Source organism: Mesorhizobium sp. M6A.T.Ce.TU.016.01.1.1, assembly GCF_003997065.1.
Lineage (GTDB): Bacteria > Pseudomonadota > Alphaproteobacteria > Rhizobiales > Rhizobiaceae > Mesorhizobium > Mesorhizobium mediterraneum.
In genome coordinates this window covers 17,622-34,512 of sequence record NZ_RZTJ01000016.1, presented here as the reverse complement: position 1 = coordinate 34,512, position 16,891 = coordinate 17,622, and the positions used below count along the sequence as shown (strand labels likewise).

Below are 16,891 nucleotides of genomic sequence, written 5' to 3'. Positions count from 1 at the left end.
ATCCCGAAAAGTGGAATCGCTTTTCGGAAGAGATCATGCGCAGATGCAAAGTGCCCAAGGCGTCCTTCCCAAAGAAGCACGGCGCTTTGGGCGCGGTAGGGGCTGAAGGCCGGCATTTTTCCTAAATGCGCCTTAATGCGACGTCATTGCGCGTTGCACTTCGCTATCATTCTGGCTAGAGAATGTGCAGCAATTAAAAATGCTTGGTTTTTGTGCATGCTTGACCTGACCAAATTGGCTTCGCCGCTGGACGTGGGAAGTGTGAGAATCCGCAATCGCGCCTTCCTCGCGCCCATGTCGGGTATATCAGATGAGCCGTTCCGGCAGCGTGCCTATGCGCACGGCGCCGGGTTGGTCGTGTCGGAGATGGTGGCGAGCGGCGAGCTTGCCAAAGGCAGGGCCGGTTGCGGCTTGCGCATCCGTCATTCCGGGCTGCCTGTGCACATGGTGCAGCTTGCCGGCCGTGAGGCGGCGCACATGGCCGAGGGCGCCCGTATAGCCGCGGGCGAGGGCGCCGACATCATCGACATCAACATGGGCTGCCCGGCCAAGAAGGTGACGGGCGGCTATGCCGGTTCGGCGCTGATGCGCGATCTCGATCACGCTTTGTCGCTGATCGAGGCGGTGGTCGGCGCGGTCGAGGTGCCGGTCACGGTCAAGATGCGGCTCGGCTGGGACGAAAGCGCGCTCAACGCGCCGATGCTGGCGCGCCGCGCTGAGCAGGCGGGCGTCAAGATGGTGACAGTGCATGGCCGCACGCGCTGCCAGTTCTACCAGGGCAAGGCCGACTGGCGCGCCATCGCACGCGTAAAGCAGGCTGTGTCGATACCGGTCGTTGCCAATGGCGATGTCGGCTCGCTGGCCGAGGCAGCAATGATCCTCGACCAGTCCGGCGCCGACGCGGTGATGATCGGCCGCGCGCATTATGGCGCGCCGTGGACGGCAGGCAGCATCGCGACAGCCGCGGCGAAGAAGGCAACGCCCGGCGTGCCTGAAAGCCCTGAAGTGTTGGCCGACTATGTCGTTGCCCACTACGAGGACATGCTGACGCTCTACGGCACCGAAAGCGGCGTGCGCCAGGCGCGCAAGCATCTTGGCTGGTATCTCGACCGCCACGCCGCTGGCGTCGCTGATGAGCAGCGAAAGGCCATCCTCACCTCCTTCGAGCCCGTCCGCGTCATTGCCGCGTTGCGCGAGGTGCTTTCACACGCTCCCGAGGCGATGAACCTGCGGGGCGCGGCATGAATGCCACCGTTACACAGAGCACGGATATGGCGGACGCCGCCCACATCGTGCTCAACACCATCCGCCGCCCGGTGATCATGGTCGATGCGGAAGGGTTCATCACCTTCGCCAATGCCGATGCCGAGGATTTCTTCCGCTCGAGCGCGACCATGCTCGCCCGTAACACACTACCCAAGCTCATTCCCTTCGGCAGTCCGCTGTTGACGCTTGTCGACCAAGTGCGCGAGCGCCGGGCGCCCGTCAACGAATATCGGGTCGATGTGTCGTCGCCGCGTCTTGGCATCGAGAAAGTCGTCGATCTCTACGTCGCGCCGGTGTCGGAATTTCCAGGCTCCGTCGTGGTGATGTTCCAGGAACGATCGATGGCCGACAAGATCGATCGGCAGATGACGCATCGCGGCGCGGCACGCTCGGTGACCGGCTTGGCCGCGATGCTTGCCCACGAGATCAAGAACCCGCTATCCGGCATCCGGGGTGCTGCCCAACTGCTCGAACTGTCTGCTTCCGATGAAGATCGCGCGCTGACCCGGCTGATCACCGACGAGACTGACCGAATAGTCTCGCTGGTCGATCGCATGGAGGTGTTTTCCGACGAGCGACCGATTGACCGCTATCCGGTCAATATTCATGTCGTTCTCGACCATGTGAAGGCGATCGCCAAGAACGGTTTTGCCAAGCGGATCAAGATATTGGAGGATTATGATCCATCATTGCCTCCAGTTTTTGCCAATCGTGATCAGCTCATCCAGGTGTTCCTCAACCTGGTCAAGAATGCTGCCGAGGCCATTGGCGGCGATCCGCAAGGCGAGATCACCCTGTCGACCGCGTTCCGGCCGGGCATACGTGTCTCCGTTCCGGGATCGCAAGGCCGCGTGTCGCTGCCGCTCGAATTCTGCGTGCGCGACAACGGCTCCGGCGTTTCCGAAGATATCCTGCCGATCCTGTTCGATCCCTTCATCACCACCAAGCCGAACGGGTCGGGGCTTGGTCTTGCGCTGGTCGCGAAAATAGTCGGCGAGCATGGCGGCATCATCGAATGCGATTCGACGCCGCGCGGAACCACTTTCCGCATTCTGATGCCAGCCTGGAAAGAAACGCCGTTCGGCACGGACGATGATGGCGAAGGAGACCGCAAATGACGGTTCGCGGCAATATTCTCGTCGCCGACGACGATGCGGCCATCCGCACCGTCCTCAACCAGGCGCTTTCGCGCGTCGGCCATGAGGTGCGCGTGACGTCCAACGCCTCGACGCTGTGGCGCTGGGTGGCGGCGGGCGAGGGCGATCTCGTCATCACCGACGTGGTCATGCCGGACGAGAACGCCTTCGACATGCTGCCGCGCATCAAGAAGGCGCGACCGGAACTGCCCGTCATCGTCATGAGCGCCCAAAATACGTTCATGACCGCGATTCGCGCCTCCGAGACCGGCGCCTACGAATATCTGCCGAAACCGTTCGACCTGACCGAGCTTCTCAACATCGTCAACCGGGCGCTTTCCGAACCCCGACGGCCAAAGATAGATGCGCGGGCGGACGAGCCGCCGGAAACGATGCCGCTGGTCGGCCGTTCGGCCGCCATGCAGGATATCTACCGCATGCTGGCGCGCATGATGCAGACCGACCTGACGGTGATGATTTCAGGCGAATCGGGCACCGGCAAGGAACTGGTGGCACGCGCGCTGCACGAATACGGCCGCCGCCGCGGCGGGCCCTTCGTTGCGATCAACATGGCGGCGATCCCGCGCGACCTGATCGAATCGGAACTGTTCGGGCACGAGAAGGGCGCCTTCACCGGCGCGCAGAACCGCTCCACCGGCCGTTTCGAGCAGGCCGAAGGCGGCACGCTCTTCCTCGACGAGATCGGCGACATGCCGATGGAAGCGCAGACGCGCCTGCTGCGTGTCCTGCAGCAGGGCGAATACACCACGGTCGGCGGCCGCACGCCGATCAAGACCGACGTGCGCATCGTCGCCGCTACCAACAAGGATCTGCGCACGCTGATCAATCAGGGGCTTTTCCGCGAGGATCTCTTCTATCGCCTGAACGTCGTGCCGCTAAGGCTGCCGGCGCTGCGCGAGCGGTCCGAGGACGTTCCGGATCTCGTGCGGCACTTCTTCAAGCTCGGCGCCAGCGAGGGCCTGCAGACCAAGCGCATTTCCACCGGCGGCATCGAGCTGATGAAGCGCTATCCGTGGCCCGGCAACGTGCGCGAGCTCGAAAACCTTGTCCGCAGGCTGGCCGCGCTCTATTCGCAGGATGAGATTTCCGCCGAGATCATCGAGGCGGAACTGAAGACCGGCGAGAGGCCGGTCGTTCCCGGTGGCGGCAACCTCATTCCCGACGACCTGTCCATCGGCCAGGCGGTGGAACATTTCCTGCAGCGGTATTTTGCGTCATTCGCCGGCGATTTGCCGCCTGCCGGCCTCTATCAGCGCATTCTCTCCGAGGTCGAATATCCGCTGGTGCTGGCCTCGATGACGGCAACCCGCGGCAATCAGATCAAGGCTGCGGAACTCCTGGGCCTCAACCGCAACACGCTGCGCAAGAAGATCCGCGAACTCGGCGTCAACGTCTACAAATCGACCAGGCAGGCTTAGAGCGAGGCACGTTCCATTCGGACGTACAAAGTTCGCTCTGACGCATTGAGTTTTCGCATCGTGTTTTCCGAAAAATCGATCTCGATTTTCGGGCCGGTGCGATAGAGCGGCGCCTTTTCCGGGGGATCGATCGCCGAAACATTTCCGTCCAGGTCACACTTGTTGCATAATCGCCACAATGCGTTGCATACATCCGACGCAATCACTGGCTCTAGACGGCGACATGGCTTCACAGGCACCGACACTGAGCGAACCGCTTTTTAGCGAACCCGGCACAAGGGAAGGGCGCCGGCTGCTTGCGCTGCCCGGCGTGGTGGCAGTTGCCGGTGCGCTGGTTACGGCGGCGATCTCCTTCGCCATTCTCGTCGGTGCCACGCCGATCACGCCGGACGAGAGGACGACGCTGGCGCTCATCGCCCTCAACGCGGCGTTCATCGTGTTTCTGATTGCGCTGGTCGGTCGCGAAGTGCATCGCATTTTGATGGCGCGCCGGCGCGGCAAGGCGGCGTCGCGGCTGCATGTACGGATCGTCGCGATGTTCGCGCTAGTCGCCGCGATTCCCGCCATCATGGTGGCGATCATCGCGTCGATCACACTCGACATTGGTCTTGATCGCTGGTTCGAGATCCGCACCAAGACGATCGTCAATTCGTCGCTGTCGATCGCCGATGCCTATGTGCAGGAGAACGCGCGCAATCTCCAGGGAACGACCCTGTCGATGGCCTACGATCTCGACGCCTCCCGCACGCTCTATGGCCTCGATAGAACCGGCTTCCTCGACCTCATGAACAAGGAAGCCGTCGGACGCTCGCTGGCCCATGCCGCGCTGGTCAAGCCAGACGGTTCATTCGTCATGAGCGCCAAGACCGACGCCGATTTCGCCATGCCGGAGCCGCCGGAAGGCGCCATGAGCAGTGCCGCCGACGGCAGGCCGGTGCTGATCGAGCCGAAGACGCGCAACATCATGGGCGCCATCGTCAAGCTGCGCGAGATCGAAGGGCTTTATCTCTACACCATCCGCCTGGTCGATCCCGAGGTGATCAAGGCGCGGCAGATTGTCAGGTCCAACACCGACGAATATCGCGGTCTGGAAGCCAATCGCCGCACGTCGCAGGTGGCCTTCGCACTTCCCTACCTGTCGCTGACGCTTATCATCATTCTGTCCGCCATCTGGACCGGCATTGCCGTGGCTGATCGCCTGGTGCGGCCTATCCGCCAGCTCATCGGCGCGGCCGACGAGGTTGCGACCGGCAATCTCGACGTTGCCGTGCCCGTTCGGCCCTCCGACGGCGACGTCGCCTCGCTCGGCGACACCTTCAACAAGATGCTGCTGGAACTGAAATCGCAGCGTAACGAGATTCTGTCCGCCAAGGATTTGATCGACGAGCGGCGGCGTTTTTCGGAAGCCGTGCTTGCCGGCGTCACCGCCGGCGTCATCGGCGTCGATCCCTATGGTATCGTCACCATCGTCAACCGATCGGCCGAAACGATGCTGGCCATTTCCGCCACTGCCGCACTCGGGCAAAATCTCTCCGCCGTGCTGCCGCATGTCGGCCGCGTCTTCGAGATCGGCCGCAAGTCGGGAAAGCCTGTCCACCGCGAGCAAGTGACCTTCTATCGCGCCGGCACGGAGCGGACCTTTAACGTGCAGATCACGGTCGAGGCCGGCGACGACGGTTCGGAGGAGAAATCCTATGTCGTGACGGTCGACGACATCACCGATCTGGTCCAGGCGCAGCGTTCCTCGGCATGGGCGGATGTGGCGCGGCGCATCGCCCACGAGATCAAGAACCCGCTGACACCGATCCAGCTTTCCGCCGAGCGCATCAAGCGCCGTTACGGCAAAGTCATCACCGAAGACCGCGAGGTTTTCGATCAGTGCACCGACACGATCATCAGGCAGGTGGAGGATATCGGCCGCATGGTCGACGAGTTCTCCGCTTTCGCACGCATGCCCAAGCCCGAAATGAAGGCCCTCGATTTGCGCGAGTCGTTGCGCGAAGCCTCGTTCCTCGTCGAAGTGAGCCGCGCCGATATCACCTTCGAGCGCGTATTCGGCAACGAACCGCTCAAGGGCACTTTCGACAGCCGCCTGATGGCGCAGGCTTTTGGCAATATTATCAAGAACGCAGCCGAGGCGATCGACGGACTTGATCAAAAGGACCGCTCGCACGGCATAATCCGGATTCAAGCCGGGCGCCAGAATGGCGCGATTCGCATTGACGTCATCGACAATGGCAAGGGCTTGCCGCGCGAGAATCGTCAGCGATTGCTCGAGCCTTACATGACGACACGCGAGAAGGGCACGGGGCTTGGCCTCGCTATCGTCAAGAAGATAGTGGAAGACCATGGCGGCCGGCTCGAACTGCATGACGCGCCGGTGGATTTCCACGGCGGGCGAGGCGCGATGATCAGCATCATCCTGCCGCTTGCCGCCACCGTGCCGTCGAGCGGCGAAGGCAGGACGGAACACGAAAGAGAAACTGAAAAGGTCGGTAATGGCGTCTGACATTCTCATCGTCGATGACGAGGAAGACATCCGCGAACTTGTCGCCGGTATCCTGAGCGACGAAGGTCACGAAACCCGCACGGCATTCGATGCCGACAGCGCCCTCGCGGCGATCGCCGACCGGGCGCCGAGGCTGATTTTCCTCGACATTTGGCTGCAAGGCTCACGTCTGGACGGACTGGCGCTGCTGGACGAGATCAAGACGATGCATCCGAGCCTGCCCGTGGTGATGATCTCGGGCCACGGCAACATCGAAACAGCGGTCTCAGCCATACGTCGCGGCGCCTATGACTTCATCGAGAAGCCGTTCAAGGCCGACAGGCTGATCCTCATCGCCGAGCGTGCGATTGAAACCTCGAAACTGAGACGCGAGGTTTCGGACCTCAAGCTGCGCAGCGGCGAAACCTTCGACCTGATCGGCATGTCGTCGGCGATGAGCCAGTTGCGCCAGACTATCGAGCGCGTCGCGCCGACCAATAGCCGCGTCATGATCATCGGCCCGTCCGGGTCGGGCAAGGAACTCGCGGCACGCGCTATCCACACGCTGTCGGCGCGCAAGGGGGCACCGTTCGTCACGCTTAGCGCTGCCAACATCACGCCCGAACGCATGGAGGTCGAGCTGTTCGGCACCGAATCAAACGGTGTCGAACGCAAGGTCGGCGCGCTTGAGGAAGCCCATCGCGGCATTCTCTACATCGACGAAGTGGCCGACATGCCGCGCGAAACGCAAAACAAGATTCTGCGTGTGCTGGTCGAACAGCAGTTCGAGCGGGTAGGGGGCACCAAGCGGGTCAAGGTCGATGTCCGAATCATTTCATCGACCTCGCAGAACCTGGAGGCGATGATCGCCGACGGTCGTTTCCGGGAGGATCTATATCACCGCCTGGCGGTGGTTCCGGTGATGGTACCGGGACTGGCCGAACGGCGGGAGGACATTCCCTATTTGGTCGACAATTTCATGAAGCAGATCGCCCGCCAGGCCGGCATCCGGCCGCGGCGCATCGGCGACGACGCGCTGGCGGTACTGCAGGCGCACAACTGGCCGGGCAACGTCCGCCAGTTGCGCAACAATGTCGAGCGGCTGATGATCCTGGCGCGCGGCGACGATATCGATGCGCCGATCACCGCCGACCTCTTGCCTGCCGAGATCGGCGATGTCATGCCGCGCACGCCAAACCAATCCGATCAGCACATCATGGCGCTGCCGCTGCGTGAGGCGCGCGAACAGTTCGAAAAGGATTATCTGATCGCCCAGATCAACCGTTTTGGCGGCAACATCTCGAAAACGGCCGAGTTCATCGGCATGGAACGCTCGGCGCTTCACCGCAAGCTGAAGTCGCTGGGCGTCTGATAGCCAATCCAATGGTGGCCTACGCAATTATCGGTTACGGCGCTGGCGGAATCGCATAAGAAAGCGCCGCGCGTCTTTTGGGACGCGCAAAGGACGCTGTAGCATTTTGATTTTTGCGCATGACCCATGCGCTGACTTCTCCAGGGGTGACCTCATGCCGCGCATTGCCTATGTGAACGGGCGCTATGTCGCTCACGGCGACGCTTTCGTCCATATCGAGGACCGCGGCTATCAGTTCGCCGATGGCGTCTACGAGGTTTGCGAGGTGGCGCGCGGCTTCATCGTCGATATGCCTCGCCATCTCGGACGGCTGAACCGCTCGCTGACCGAATTGTCGATCGACTGGCCGGTCACGCGGGGCGTGTTGCCGATTATTTTGCGCGAGGTGGTCCGCCGCAACCATGTCACCGATGGCTTGGTCTATCTTCAGGTGACGCGTGGCGTCGCCAGCCGTGACTTTATTTTTCCGGCGGCGGGCACGAAGCCGTCGCTGGTGGTGACCGCCAGGAAAGCCGACCCCGCTGCTGCCGCGAAGAGGGCCGAAAGCGGTATCAAGGTTATCACCGTGCCGGAGAATCGTTGGGACCGGGTAGATATCAAGTCGGTCGGCCTGTTGCCAAATGTGCTCGCCAAGCAGAAGGCTAAGGAAGCCGGCGCCCAGGAGGCCTGGTTCGTCGATGCCGACGGCACCGTCAAGGAAGGTGGATCGTCGAATGCCTGGATCATCACCAGGGATGGCGTGCTGGTGACGCGTCCGGCCGAGCACGGCATCCTGCGCGGCATCACCCGCACCACGCTGTTCGAGGTAGCCGCCAAGCTCGGCCTGAAAATCGAGGAGCGCGGCTTTTCGGTCGCCGAGGCCAAGGCCGCGCGCGAGGTTTTCATCAGCTCCGCGACCACGATCGCCATGCCGATCGTGGCGATCGACGGTGCACCCGTCGCTAACGGCCATCCGGGCTCGATAACACTTTCCTTGCGGCAAGCCTTTTTTGACGTTGCGGAAAAAAGTCCAGCCTGATAACCGCACAGGTGGAATGAACATCAATATATCTCGTTCTGCTTGTCGTTATTGACGGCAAGATGGTGTTTGCGTGCTTGACACGTGCCGGGTAATTTGGCGCATTGGCTTGCAAACCGAAGGGGATCGGCGAAAGACAAGAACAATGGCGGAACGATCGCAAAATCTTCAGGACCTGTTCCTGAATTCAGTTCGCAAAAGCAAAAACCCACTCACCATCTTTCTCATCAACGGCGTGAAGCTGACCGGCGTGGTCACTTCGTTCGACAATTTCTGTGTTCTGCTGCGTCGAGACGGCCATTCCCAGCTCGTCTACAAGCACGCCATTTCCACGATCATGCCGAGCCAGCCGGTTCAGATGTTCGATGGTGAGGAAAGCCAGGGCGCCTGATTGGCACGTAAGAAAGACGCGGACCGCAGCGTTCGCGAAAAATCAGCATATCAGCCGGGGACGGAAGCCGAAGGCCCGACCCGGGCTGTGGTCATCGTGCCTGTGCTTACCCGCCAGCCGCGCAGCGACGAAGACACGAATCGTCCGCGCTTGACGCGTTCCGCCGAGGCCCGCCACAACGAGGCGGTTGGCCTTGCCCAAGCTATTGACCTCGACCCGATCCATACCGCGGTGGTGACCGTCAACGATCCGCGCCCGGCGACCTTGCTCGGCAGCGGCAAGGTCGCGGAGTTCGCCGAGATCGTCAAACAGGGCCATGCCGAACTGGTCATTGTCGACCATCCGCTGACGCCGGTGCAGCAGCGCAATCTGGAAAAAGAGTTGAACGCCAAAGTGCTGGATCGCACCGGGCTGATCCTGGAGATTTTCGGCGAGCGCGCGCGGACCAAGGAAGGCACGCTGCAGGTTGATCTTGCGCACCTCAACTATCAGAAGGGCCGGCTCGTGCGAAGCTGGACTCACCTCGAGCGCCAGCGCGGCGGCGCTGGCTTTCTCGGCGGCCCTGGCGAAACGCAGATCGAATCGGATCGCCGCGCCCTGCAGGACAAGATCAAGAAGCTGAAGCTCGAGCTGGAAACAGTGCGGCGCACCCGTGACCTGCACCGCGCCAAGCGCAAGAAGGTGCCTTTCCCGGTGGTGGCGATCGTCGGCTACACCAATGCCGGCAAGTCGACGCTGTTCAACAAACTGACCGGAGCAGGGGTGCTGGCCGAGGACATGTTGTTTGCCACGCTCGACCCGACACTGCGTCGGGTGCGGCTGCCGCACGGCACGCCGGTCATCCTTTCGGACACGGTCGGTTTCATTTCGGACCTGCCGACGCATCTGATCGCGGCCTTCCGGGCCACGCTGGAAGAGGTGGTCGAGGCCGATCTCGTCATCCATCTGCGCGATATTTCGGACCCCGACACGGCCGCCCAGGCCGAGGATGTCGAGCGGATCCTTGCCGATCTCGGCGTCGATGCCGGCGACAGCAAGCGCGTCATCGAAGTGTGGAACAAGATCGACCTGCTCGACGAAGGCAACCGGGCTCGGCTTCTTGCCGATGGCGCCGATGGCAACAAGACGCCGCCGATTGCCATATCGGCCGCCACCGGCGAGGGCATCGATGTGCTGAAGGCGATCATTGAGACAAGAGTTTCAGGCGAACTGGAAACGCTGACCATCACGCTCAAGCCTGAGCAGCTCGGGCTCGTCGACTGGCTCTACCGCAATGGCGACGTCGTCTCGCGCACCGACAATGAAGATGGCGGCGTGACCGTCGCGCTCAAGGCGACGCAAAGCGCGCATGAAGAGATAGAAAGCCGATTGCACCGTAAAAACAACGGATAGTCGCTGTTACTTCGCGCTCTTGGCTTGCTGCCAAAACGCCTCCATCTCGTCGAGCGAGGCCTTTTCCAGTGTGTTTCCGGACGCTTCTAGCGCTTGCTCGACGTAGTGGAACCGCGACCGGAATTTCTCGTTGGTGCCGCTGAGCGCCGCTTCGGAATCAACCTTGAGATGACGCCCGAGATTGACGACGGCAAACAGCATGTCGCCGAACTCGTCCTTGATCGAAGCCATATCGCCCTTGGCAAGGGCCTCGCGCAACTCGCCGATCTCTTCCTCTATCTTGTCGAGGATCGGCGTGGCCTCGCTCCAGTCGAAGCCGACGCGGGCAGCTTTCTCCTGCAGCTTGAGCGCCCGGGTCAAAGCGGGCAGGGCGACCGGCACGCTGTCCAGAAAACCCTTGCCGTGATCCTCCGGATCGTGCCCGCGGGCGAGGCGGGCGCTGCGTTTCTCAGCCTTCTCCTCGGCCTTGATCTTTTCCCACATACCCTTGGCCATGCCGGCGCTGCGCGCCTTCTCATCGCCGAAGACATGCGGGTGGCGGCGGATCATTTTCGTGGTGATGGCCTGGACCACGTCGCCAAAAGCGAATTCACCAGCCTCCTCGGCCATCTGCGCGTGGTAGACGACCTGCAGCAGAAGGTCGCCGAGCTCGTCGCGCAGATCGTCCAGGTCGCCGCGCGCGATGGCGTCCGCCACCTCGTAGGCTTCCTCGATCGTGTAAGGCGCGATGGTCGAGAAATCCTGCTCGATGTCCCACGGACAGCCGGTTTCCGGGGCCCGCAGCGCCGCCATGATCTCAATCAGCCGGGAAATGTCCTTCGAAGGTTTCATCGGCCGGATGCTAGCCTGCGTCCGACCGCGTAGCCAACGCCGTCGGACGGCGAGGGGCGATTGTCCACAGCGCTGCTCAACGCCTCAGTCGAGCACGGAGACGATCGCCTTGGCGAGCGCGTCCATACCGTCTTCCGGCAGACCGGCGACATTGATGCGGCTGTCACCGACCATATAGACACCGTGCTCGGCGCGCAGCCGCTCGACCTGCGCTTCGGACAGGCCAAGCCGGGAAAACATGCCGCGATGGCTGGCGACGAAATCGAAGCGATCGGAATTGGACTGCCGCCGCAGCGCTTCGGCGAACTGCACCCGAAGCCGCAGCATGCGCAGGCGCATCTCCTCTAGCTCCGCTTCCCAGTCGGCGCGCAGCGTGGCGTCTTCAAGCACAGTGCGCACCGCGGCCGCGCCATGGTCCGGCGGCATCGAGTACATGGCGCGCGCCGCCGACAGCATCTGGCTCATTGCCACATCCGCCTGCGCGCCGTCTTTAGCCAGGATCATCGCCGCGCCGACACGGTCGCGATACACGGCAAAGTTTTTCGAGCAGCTCGAGGCAACGACCATCTCCGGAACTTTTTCAGCCAGCAGGCGCAAGCCGGCGGCGTCTGCGTCCAGGCCTTCGCCAAAGCCCTGATAAGCAATGTCGACAAACGGCAGCAGACCGCGCTCGACGACAAGGTCGGCTATTTCAGCCCACTGCGCGATGTCCAGATTGGCGCCTGTCGGATTGTGGCAGCAGCCATGCAGCAGCACTACGTCGCCGCTCTTGGCGGTCGCCAGCGCGCTCATCATGTCGGCGAAGCGAACAGCACCTGAGGCAGCGTCGAAATAGGGATATTCACGTATCTGCAAGCCGGCGGCGCGCATCACCGGCATGTGGTTCGGCCATGTCGGGTCCGACAGCCAGATCGTCGCGTCCGATCGCGTCCTCTTGAGCAGCTCAGCCACCAGCCGCAGCGCGCCTGAGCCGCCGGGCGCCTGCGCCGCACGGATGCGTGTAAGCTCGGCCGCAGGGCCAAAGACCAGCCTCGCCATCGCCGTGTTGAAGCCGGTATCGCCAGCAAGGCCGAGATAGGTCTTGGTATCCTGGCTCTGCAGCAATCGCTTTTCGGCTTCGCGCACGGCGCGCATCACCGGCGTCTTGCCATCGCGATCCTTGTAGACGCCGACGCCGAGGTCGACCTTGTCGGGGCGGGGATCGGCGCGATAGAGGCCAATCAAAGCAAGGATCTTGTCGGCTGGGGCAGGCTGAAGATCTTCAAACATCGGCGCGGTTCCGTTGGCGGCGGAGTGATACGCAAATCGGCCGTGCTGCGCCAGCGGTTTTCATTTGCGCCAAGTTGAAAACCGCCAACCGGGACTGGACATAGAAATCCATAGCGTGCCTCGAGGAGAGGCTCGCACCCGGCGAAAGGCCTTGATGGCACGGCGCGTCGCGCCGTTCTATCACGCTGGCTTGAGGGTAGCAGACGGCAAGGCGGCGGCAGGTTGCTGCTTCTTGGCACCCCAACCGATCCGCGGCAACCATTCGAGGTAGTAGGCGAAGCCGAACTGCAGCGCGATGCCTGTCGTGATCAGGATCGTGTCGTAGAGCAGCCCGCCCGGGCTGACGACCTTCATGACCTGCGCAATCATGGCGAGGATCGTTCCGGCGATGAAGACCGGCAGCGAATGCTTGCCGAGAACCGCGAGCGGGTGTCCGGGCCTGGTCCTCGCCAGGTTGGAAAGCGCCGGGAGCGTCACGATCAGATAGGCGATCGCCAGAATGTGCATGAGCCGCGACAGCGACAGGAATGTCTTATCGAAACCGGTCAGCACGGTAGGCAGGCCGGAGGCCGTCTCGATGCCCCACAGCGGCAGCCGCACCCAAATCAGCGCGCCGACCAGATACCCGACGGCCGCGCTCGTCATCATCCAGTTGAAGCGGATTTCGCCGCCGCGCTTGACATGCAGCATGCCGGCGATCCCGATGACAAACAGAAATTGCCAGGAGAGCGGGTTCAGGAACCAGAAGCCGTCGCCGGGAAAATTCGAAGGCGCGATCTGGAAAATGCCGGCGATGAGCCAGAGGGCAGCGGACGCAGCGAGCATCAGCCGCAGGCTGAACGTGCCGATCCACAGGAAAAGCGGCATCATCAGAAGCACCACGGCATACATGGAAAGAATGTTGTTGTAGCCGATCTGATGCCCGAGCGCGGCGATGCCGAGCAGCGCTTCCGGCGTGTCCTCGATGATCATCTGGATGTTGATCAGCTTCAAAAGATCGGGCCGCGAGAAATGCAGTGCAGCTGCCGAGAAGATCGCCAGCGTCGCCACGGTGGTCATGACGTGGGTGACATAGAGGACACCCGCGCGCCGCCAGGCCTTCAGGGTGATGAGCAACCGGTTTCCCGGCCGGAACTTCAGTCCGTAGGCGAGCCCGACAGCGATACCAGAAATCAGCACGAAGGCTTCGGCCGAATCGGAAAAGCCGAAATTCTTGTGCGTGAAATACTCGAAGACCGTCCCGGGCACATGGTTGACGAAGATCGTCAGTAGCGCTAGCGCGCGGAAGACATCGATGCGGGTATCCCGCTGGGTTGGCGCATTGCCTGTCGTGTCGGGGCTTGTCATATCGGGTCGATAATTCGTGGAACAAAGCGGGCCCAAAGGACCGTCGGCGAAGGGAAGATTCGGCGGTGAATGTTTCCTGCCTATAACTCGCAAGTGCCCCGAAAAAGATGACACCTTCGCGATTTTCCGCGTCACAAATTAATTCACGTGTAAACATCGAAATCCCCGGCGGCGCTAACCGCACAGCGAATTGTGGCGGCTGAGGGGCGGGCCGCTCGGTCGCGGACAAAGAAGCCGCACGCGTGATGGTGAGGCGTTGCACCGGTGATGTCTGACCTTCCCGGATCGCAAAAAATTCAAAGAGCGGGATTAAAAACCTGCCATGCTCCGTAAACGGGACATGAGAGGGTCGATGCCACGCTTCGATATCATAGGACAGCTTGGTTCGCTGCGGCGCTACGCGCGTTCGCTGACGCGCGACAGCGCCGAAGCAGAGGACCTGGTGCATGACGCGCTGGTGCGGGCCTATGAGCGGCGCGGCACCTTCCGATCCGGCGGAAACCTGCGCGCATGGCTGCTGTCGATCGTCCACAACGCTTTCATTGACGGCTTGCGGTCCCGCAAGTCTGAAGCGGCGCGCGTCGAGCAGGCCGGGTATCTTGCCGACGCCAGTATGCAGGCTCCCCAGGAGCATTCCGTCCGCTTGGCGCAGGTGCGCGAAGCCTTTTTCAAATTGCCGGAAGAGCAGCGCTCGGCGCTGCATCTCGTCGCCATCGAGGGACTTACCTACAGCCAGGCGGCCGAGGCCAGCGGCGTGCCGTTGGGAACGCTGATGTCGCGCATCGGCCGGGCGCGGGCGGCGCTCCGTGAGATGGAGGACAAATTGCCGGCGCGTGTGAAAAGCCACCTCAGGATCGTGGGAGGCCCGTGATGTCTGCGATGAACGAACTGCGCGACCCGGTGACCGATGCCGATCTCGACGCCTATGTCGACGACCAGCTGGACGTTGCCCGCCGCATCGAGGTCGAGGCATTTCTTTCCGCCCGTCCGGAGGCCGCCGCTCGCGTGATGTCCGACCTCAGGACGCGCGACGAACTGCGCGTGGCACTTGCCGGATCCAAGGGCATGGCGCGGCCGGCAACGGCCGACGCGGCGCGGCGGCTGGAACGCGGGCTGGCCCGGGGTCGCGTGTTAGGCACGTTGCGCCGGGCTGCGGCAGTCGCAGTCCTGCTGACCGCGGGCTGGTTGGCGAACGGCATCGTCGGGCCGATATCGGTGACGAAGGTCGTCGCCTCGACACAGCCGCCCGCCTATCTGGAGGAGGCGATCCGGGCACACGGGACGACAATCATGCGCGAGGCCATGTCATCCCAACCCGAAGCGCCGGACTACGATGCTGACGAAATCCGCGCTGCAACGGCGATCGTCATGCCGTCGCTGCCGAAGGACTGGAAGGTCCGTGACGTCCAGATTTACCCGTCGCGGTTCGGCCCGAGCGTCGAGATGGCTGTCGAAACAAGGGACCTGGGACTGGTCTCGCTCTTCGCGATCAGGCCCGGAACGTTCGACGTGGTCAAGCCGACCGCCGCCCCCTCTGGCGAAATTTCCTCGGCCTATTTCCAGATCGGCGAAGTCGCCTACGCGGTCGTCGCCCGAAGCGGTATCCACGATCTCGATCGCACCGCCGAGACGCTCGCCAAAACGCTTTACTGACCCTCACCAAGGAGAACTGGCATGAATACCCCCAATTTAGGATACCGCACGGGCGTCGGAGCCCAAACCGGGGCCGTCTTCGACGAAGGCCTGCGCAAGCACATGCTGCGCGTCTACAACTACATGGGAGTCGGCCTCGTCGTTACGGGCGTGATCGCCTTCATGGTGGCGTCTACGCCAGCCCTCTACGTCCCGATATTTTCCACTCCGCTGAAGTGGGTGGTAATGTTGGCGCCGCTCGCCTTCGTGCTGCTGTTCTCGTTCAAGATGCAGACGATGTCGGCGGCCGGCGCCCAGGCGATGTTTTGGGCATTCTGTGCGGTCATGGGCCTGTCTCTGGCCTCCGTGTTCCTGGTCTTCACCGGCACGAGCATCGCACGCACCTTCTTCATCGCCGCCACCATGTTCGGCGCCACCAGCCTTTACGGCTACACGACCAAACGCGACCTGACCCAGTTCTCGTCCTTCCTGATCATGGGCCTGATCGGCGTGGTGATTGCCAGCATCGTCAACATCTTTCTCGGCTCGACTGCGCTCCAGTTCGCCATTTCGGTGATCGGCATCGCCGTCTTCATCGGTCTCACCGCCTGGGATACGCAGACGATCAAGGAGCAGTTTGCGGAGAATTTTGGTGCGGAATCGCAGCAGAAGCTAGCCGTCTTCGGTGCATTCTCGCTCTATCTGAACTTCATCAACATCTTCCAGTTGCTGCTGAACTTCACCGGCGAGCGCGAATAGCTGCGTCAAATCAAATGCATGTCGCGGCAGCGGTTTTGAAGCAGCGACATGCATAAATAGGGACGTAGAGCGCGCCGCGAGAATGTCCTGGACGCGGCGCGCGCAAATGACCGGAGTTGCTTCCCATGAACAGGAACGACCAGCAGGCGATTGGCAATCTTTTTGAGAAACTTGCGAATGTCGAGCGACAGACGCCGCCGCGCGATGCCGAAGCGGAACGCTTCATCAACGATCAGATTGCCCGACAGCCTGGCGCGCCATACTACATGGCGCAAACAATCGTCGTGCAAGAGCAGGCCCTGAACGCGGCACAGTCGCGCATCGAGGAACTGGAACAACAGGCACAGCAATCTGCCGGCGGCGGATTGCTTGGCGGCCTCTTCGGAGGCAGCGGCGCCAGGCGCTCGGGTTCGGTGCCGCGGGTCGGGCGCACCGCTGCCGCTGTACCGGAGCAGCCGCTTTCTGGCAATGATCGGCAGGGGGCAGGCGGCGGTTTCCTCGCCGGAGCCGCGCAGACTGCGATGGGTGTGGCGGGCGGGGTGGTTTTCGGC

General features: G+C 62.3%; 15 protein-coding genes. 12 read left to right on the top strand and 3 right to left on the bottom strand.

Annotation, left to right across the window (positions count from 1 at the left end; all coding sequences use genetic code 11):
• The first annotated feature begins 216 nt into the window (after positions 1–216).
• From dusB to hflX, 8 genes are all read left to right on the top strand, one after another.
• Complete coding sequence (gene dusB, locus EOC94_RS24310) at positions 217–1,245, top strand: tRNA dihydrouridine synthase DusB (RefSeq protein WP_095488620.1); 1,029 nt, start codon at positions 217–219, stop codon at positions 1,243–1,245.
• Positions 1,242–2,384, top strand: coding sequence for a nitrogen regulation protein NR(II) (locus EOC94_RS24305; RefSeq protein WP_095488621.1), 1,143 nt, complete (start codon positions 1,242–1,244; stop codon positions 2,382–2,384). The genes dusB and EOC94_RS24305 overlap by 4 nt, the downstream gene beginning before the upstream one ends.
• Complete coding sequence (ntrC, locus tag EOC94_RS24300; RefSeq protein ID WP_095488622.1) at positions 2,381–3,841, top strand: nitrogen regulation protein NR(I); 1,461 nt, start codon at positions 2,381–2,383, stop codon at positions 3,839–3,841. The genes EOC94_RS24305 and ntrC overlap by 4 nt, the downstream gene beginning before the upstream one ends.
• 223 nt (positions 3,842–4,064) lie before the next feature.
• Complete coding sequence (locus EOC94_RS24295; protein WP_164759221.1) at positions 4,065–6,350, top strand: PAS domain-containing sensor histidine kinase; 2,286 nt, start codon at positions 4,065–4,067, stop codon at positions 6,348–6,350.
• Positions 6,340–7,701, top strand: coding sequence for a sigma-54 dependent transcriptional regulator (locus EOC94_RS24290; RefSeq protein WP_027153990.1), 1,362 nt, complete (start codon positions 6,340–6,342; stop codon positions 7,699–7,701). The genes EOC94_RS24295 and EOC94_RS24290 overlap by 11 nt, the downstream gene beginning before the upstream one ends.
• A 154-nt stretch (positions 7,702–7,855) precedes the next feature.
• Positions 7,856–8,719, top strand: coding sequence for a D-amino-acid transaminase (locus EOC94_RS24285; protein WP_127294011.1), 864 nt, complete (start codon positions 7,856–7,858; stop codon positions 8,717–8,719).
• A gap of 145 nt (positions 8,720–8,864) precedes the next feature.
• A complete protein-coding gene (gene hfq / locus EOC94_RS24280) occupies positions 8,865–9,110 on the top strand; it encodes an RNA chaperone Hfq (RefSeq protein WP_006202172.1) in 246 nt (81 codons plus the stop codon).
• On the top strand, positions 9,111–10,502 hold the full coding sequence (gene hflX, locus EOC94_RS24275; RefSeq protein ID WP_127294009.1) for a GTPase HflX: 1,392 nt from the start codon (positions 9,111–9,113) through the stop codon (positions 10,500–10,502).
• Between the two features lie 6 nt (positions 10,503–10,508).
• Here hflX and mazG read toward each other — a convergent pair whose 3' ends face one another.
• From mazG to opgC, 3 genes are all read right to left on the bottom strand, one after another.
• Positions 10,509–11,333 carry a nucleoside triphosphate pyrophosphohydrolase gene (gene mazG / locus EOC94_RS24270; RefSeq protein WP_127294007.1) on the bottom strand — a complete coding sequence of 275 codons (825 nt, stop codon included), beginning with the start codon at positions 11,331–11,333 and terminating at the stop codon, positions 10,509–10,511.
• 84 nt (positions 11,334–11,417) lie between these two features.
• The gene (locus EOC94_RS24265) at positions 11,418–12,602 is read right to left on the bottom strand and encodes an amino acid aminotransferase (protein WP_127294005.1); all 1,185 of its coding nucleotides are present in this window, start codon (positions 12,600–12,602) and stop codon (positions 11,418–11,420) included.
• Between the two features lie 180 nt (positions 12,603–12,782).
• Positions 12,783–13,949, bottom strand: coding sequence for an OpgC domain-containing protein (gene opgC / locus EOC94_RS24260; RefSeq protein ID WP_127294003.1), 1,167 nt, complete (start codon positions 13,947–13,949; stop codon positions 12,783–12,785).
• Between the two features lie 352 nt (positions 13,950–14,301).
• Between opgC and EOC94_RS24255 the strand changes: the two genes are divergently transcribed.
• The 4 genes from EOC94_RS24255 to EOC94_RS24240 form a co-directional block, all read left to right on the top strand.
• Positions 14,302–14,820 (top strand): sigma-70 family RNA polymerase sigma factor, encoded by a 519-nt coding sequence (locus EOC94_RS24255; protein ID WP_245330029.1) that lies wholly within the window; start codon positions 14,302–14,304, stop codon positions 14,818–14,820.
• Positions 14,821–14,828: 8 nt separating this feature from the next.
• Positions 14,829–15,602, top strand: a complete 774-nt coding sequence (locus tag EOC94_RS24250) for an anti-sigma factor (protein ID WP_127294085.1) — start codon at positions 14,829–14,831, stop codon at positions 15,600–15,602.
• A gap of 21 nt (positions 15,603–15,623) precedes the next feature.
• Positions 15,624–16,340, top strand: a complete 717-nt coding sequence (locus EOC94_RS24245; protein WP_126106648.1) for a Bax inhibitor-1/YccA family protein — start codon at positions 15,624–15,626, stop codon at positions 16,338–16,340.
• Positions 16,341–16,465: 125 nt separating this feature from the next.
• Positions 16,466–16,891: DUF2076 family protein (locus EOC94_RS24240; RefSeq protein ID WP_245465643.1), on the top strand; the 426-nt coding region annotated here is incomplete at its 3' end.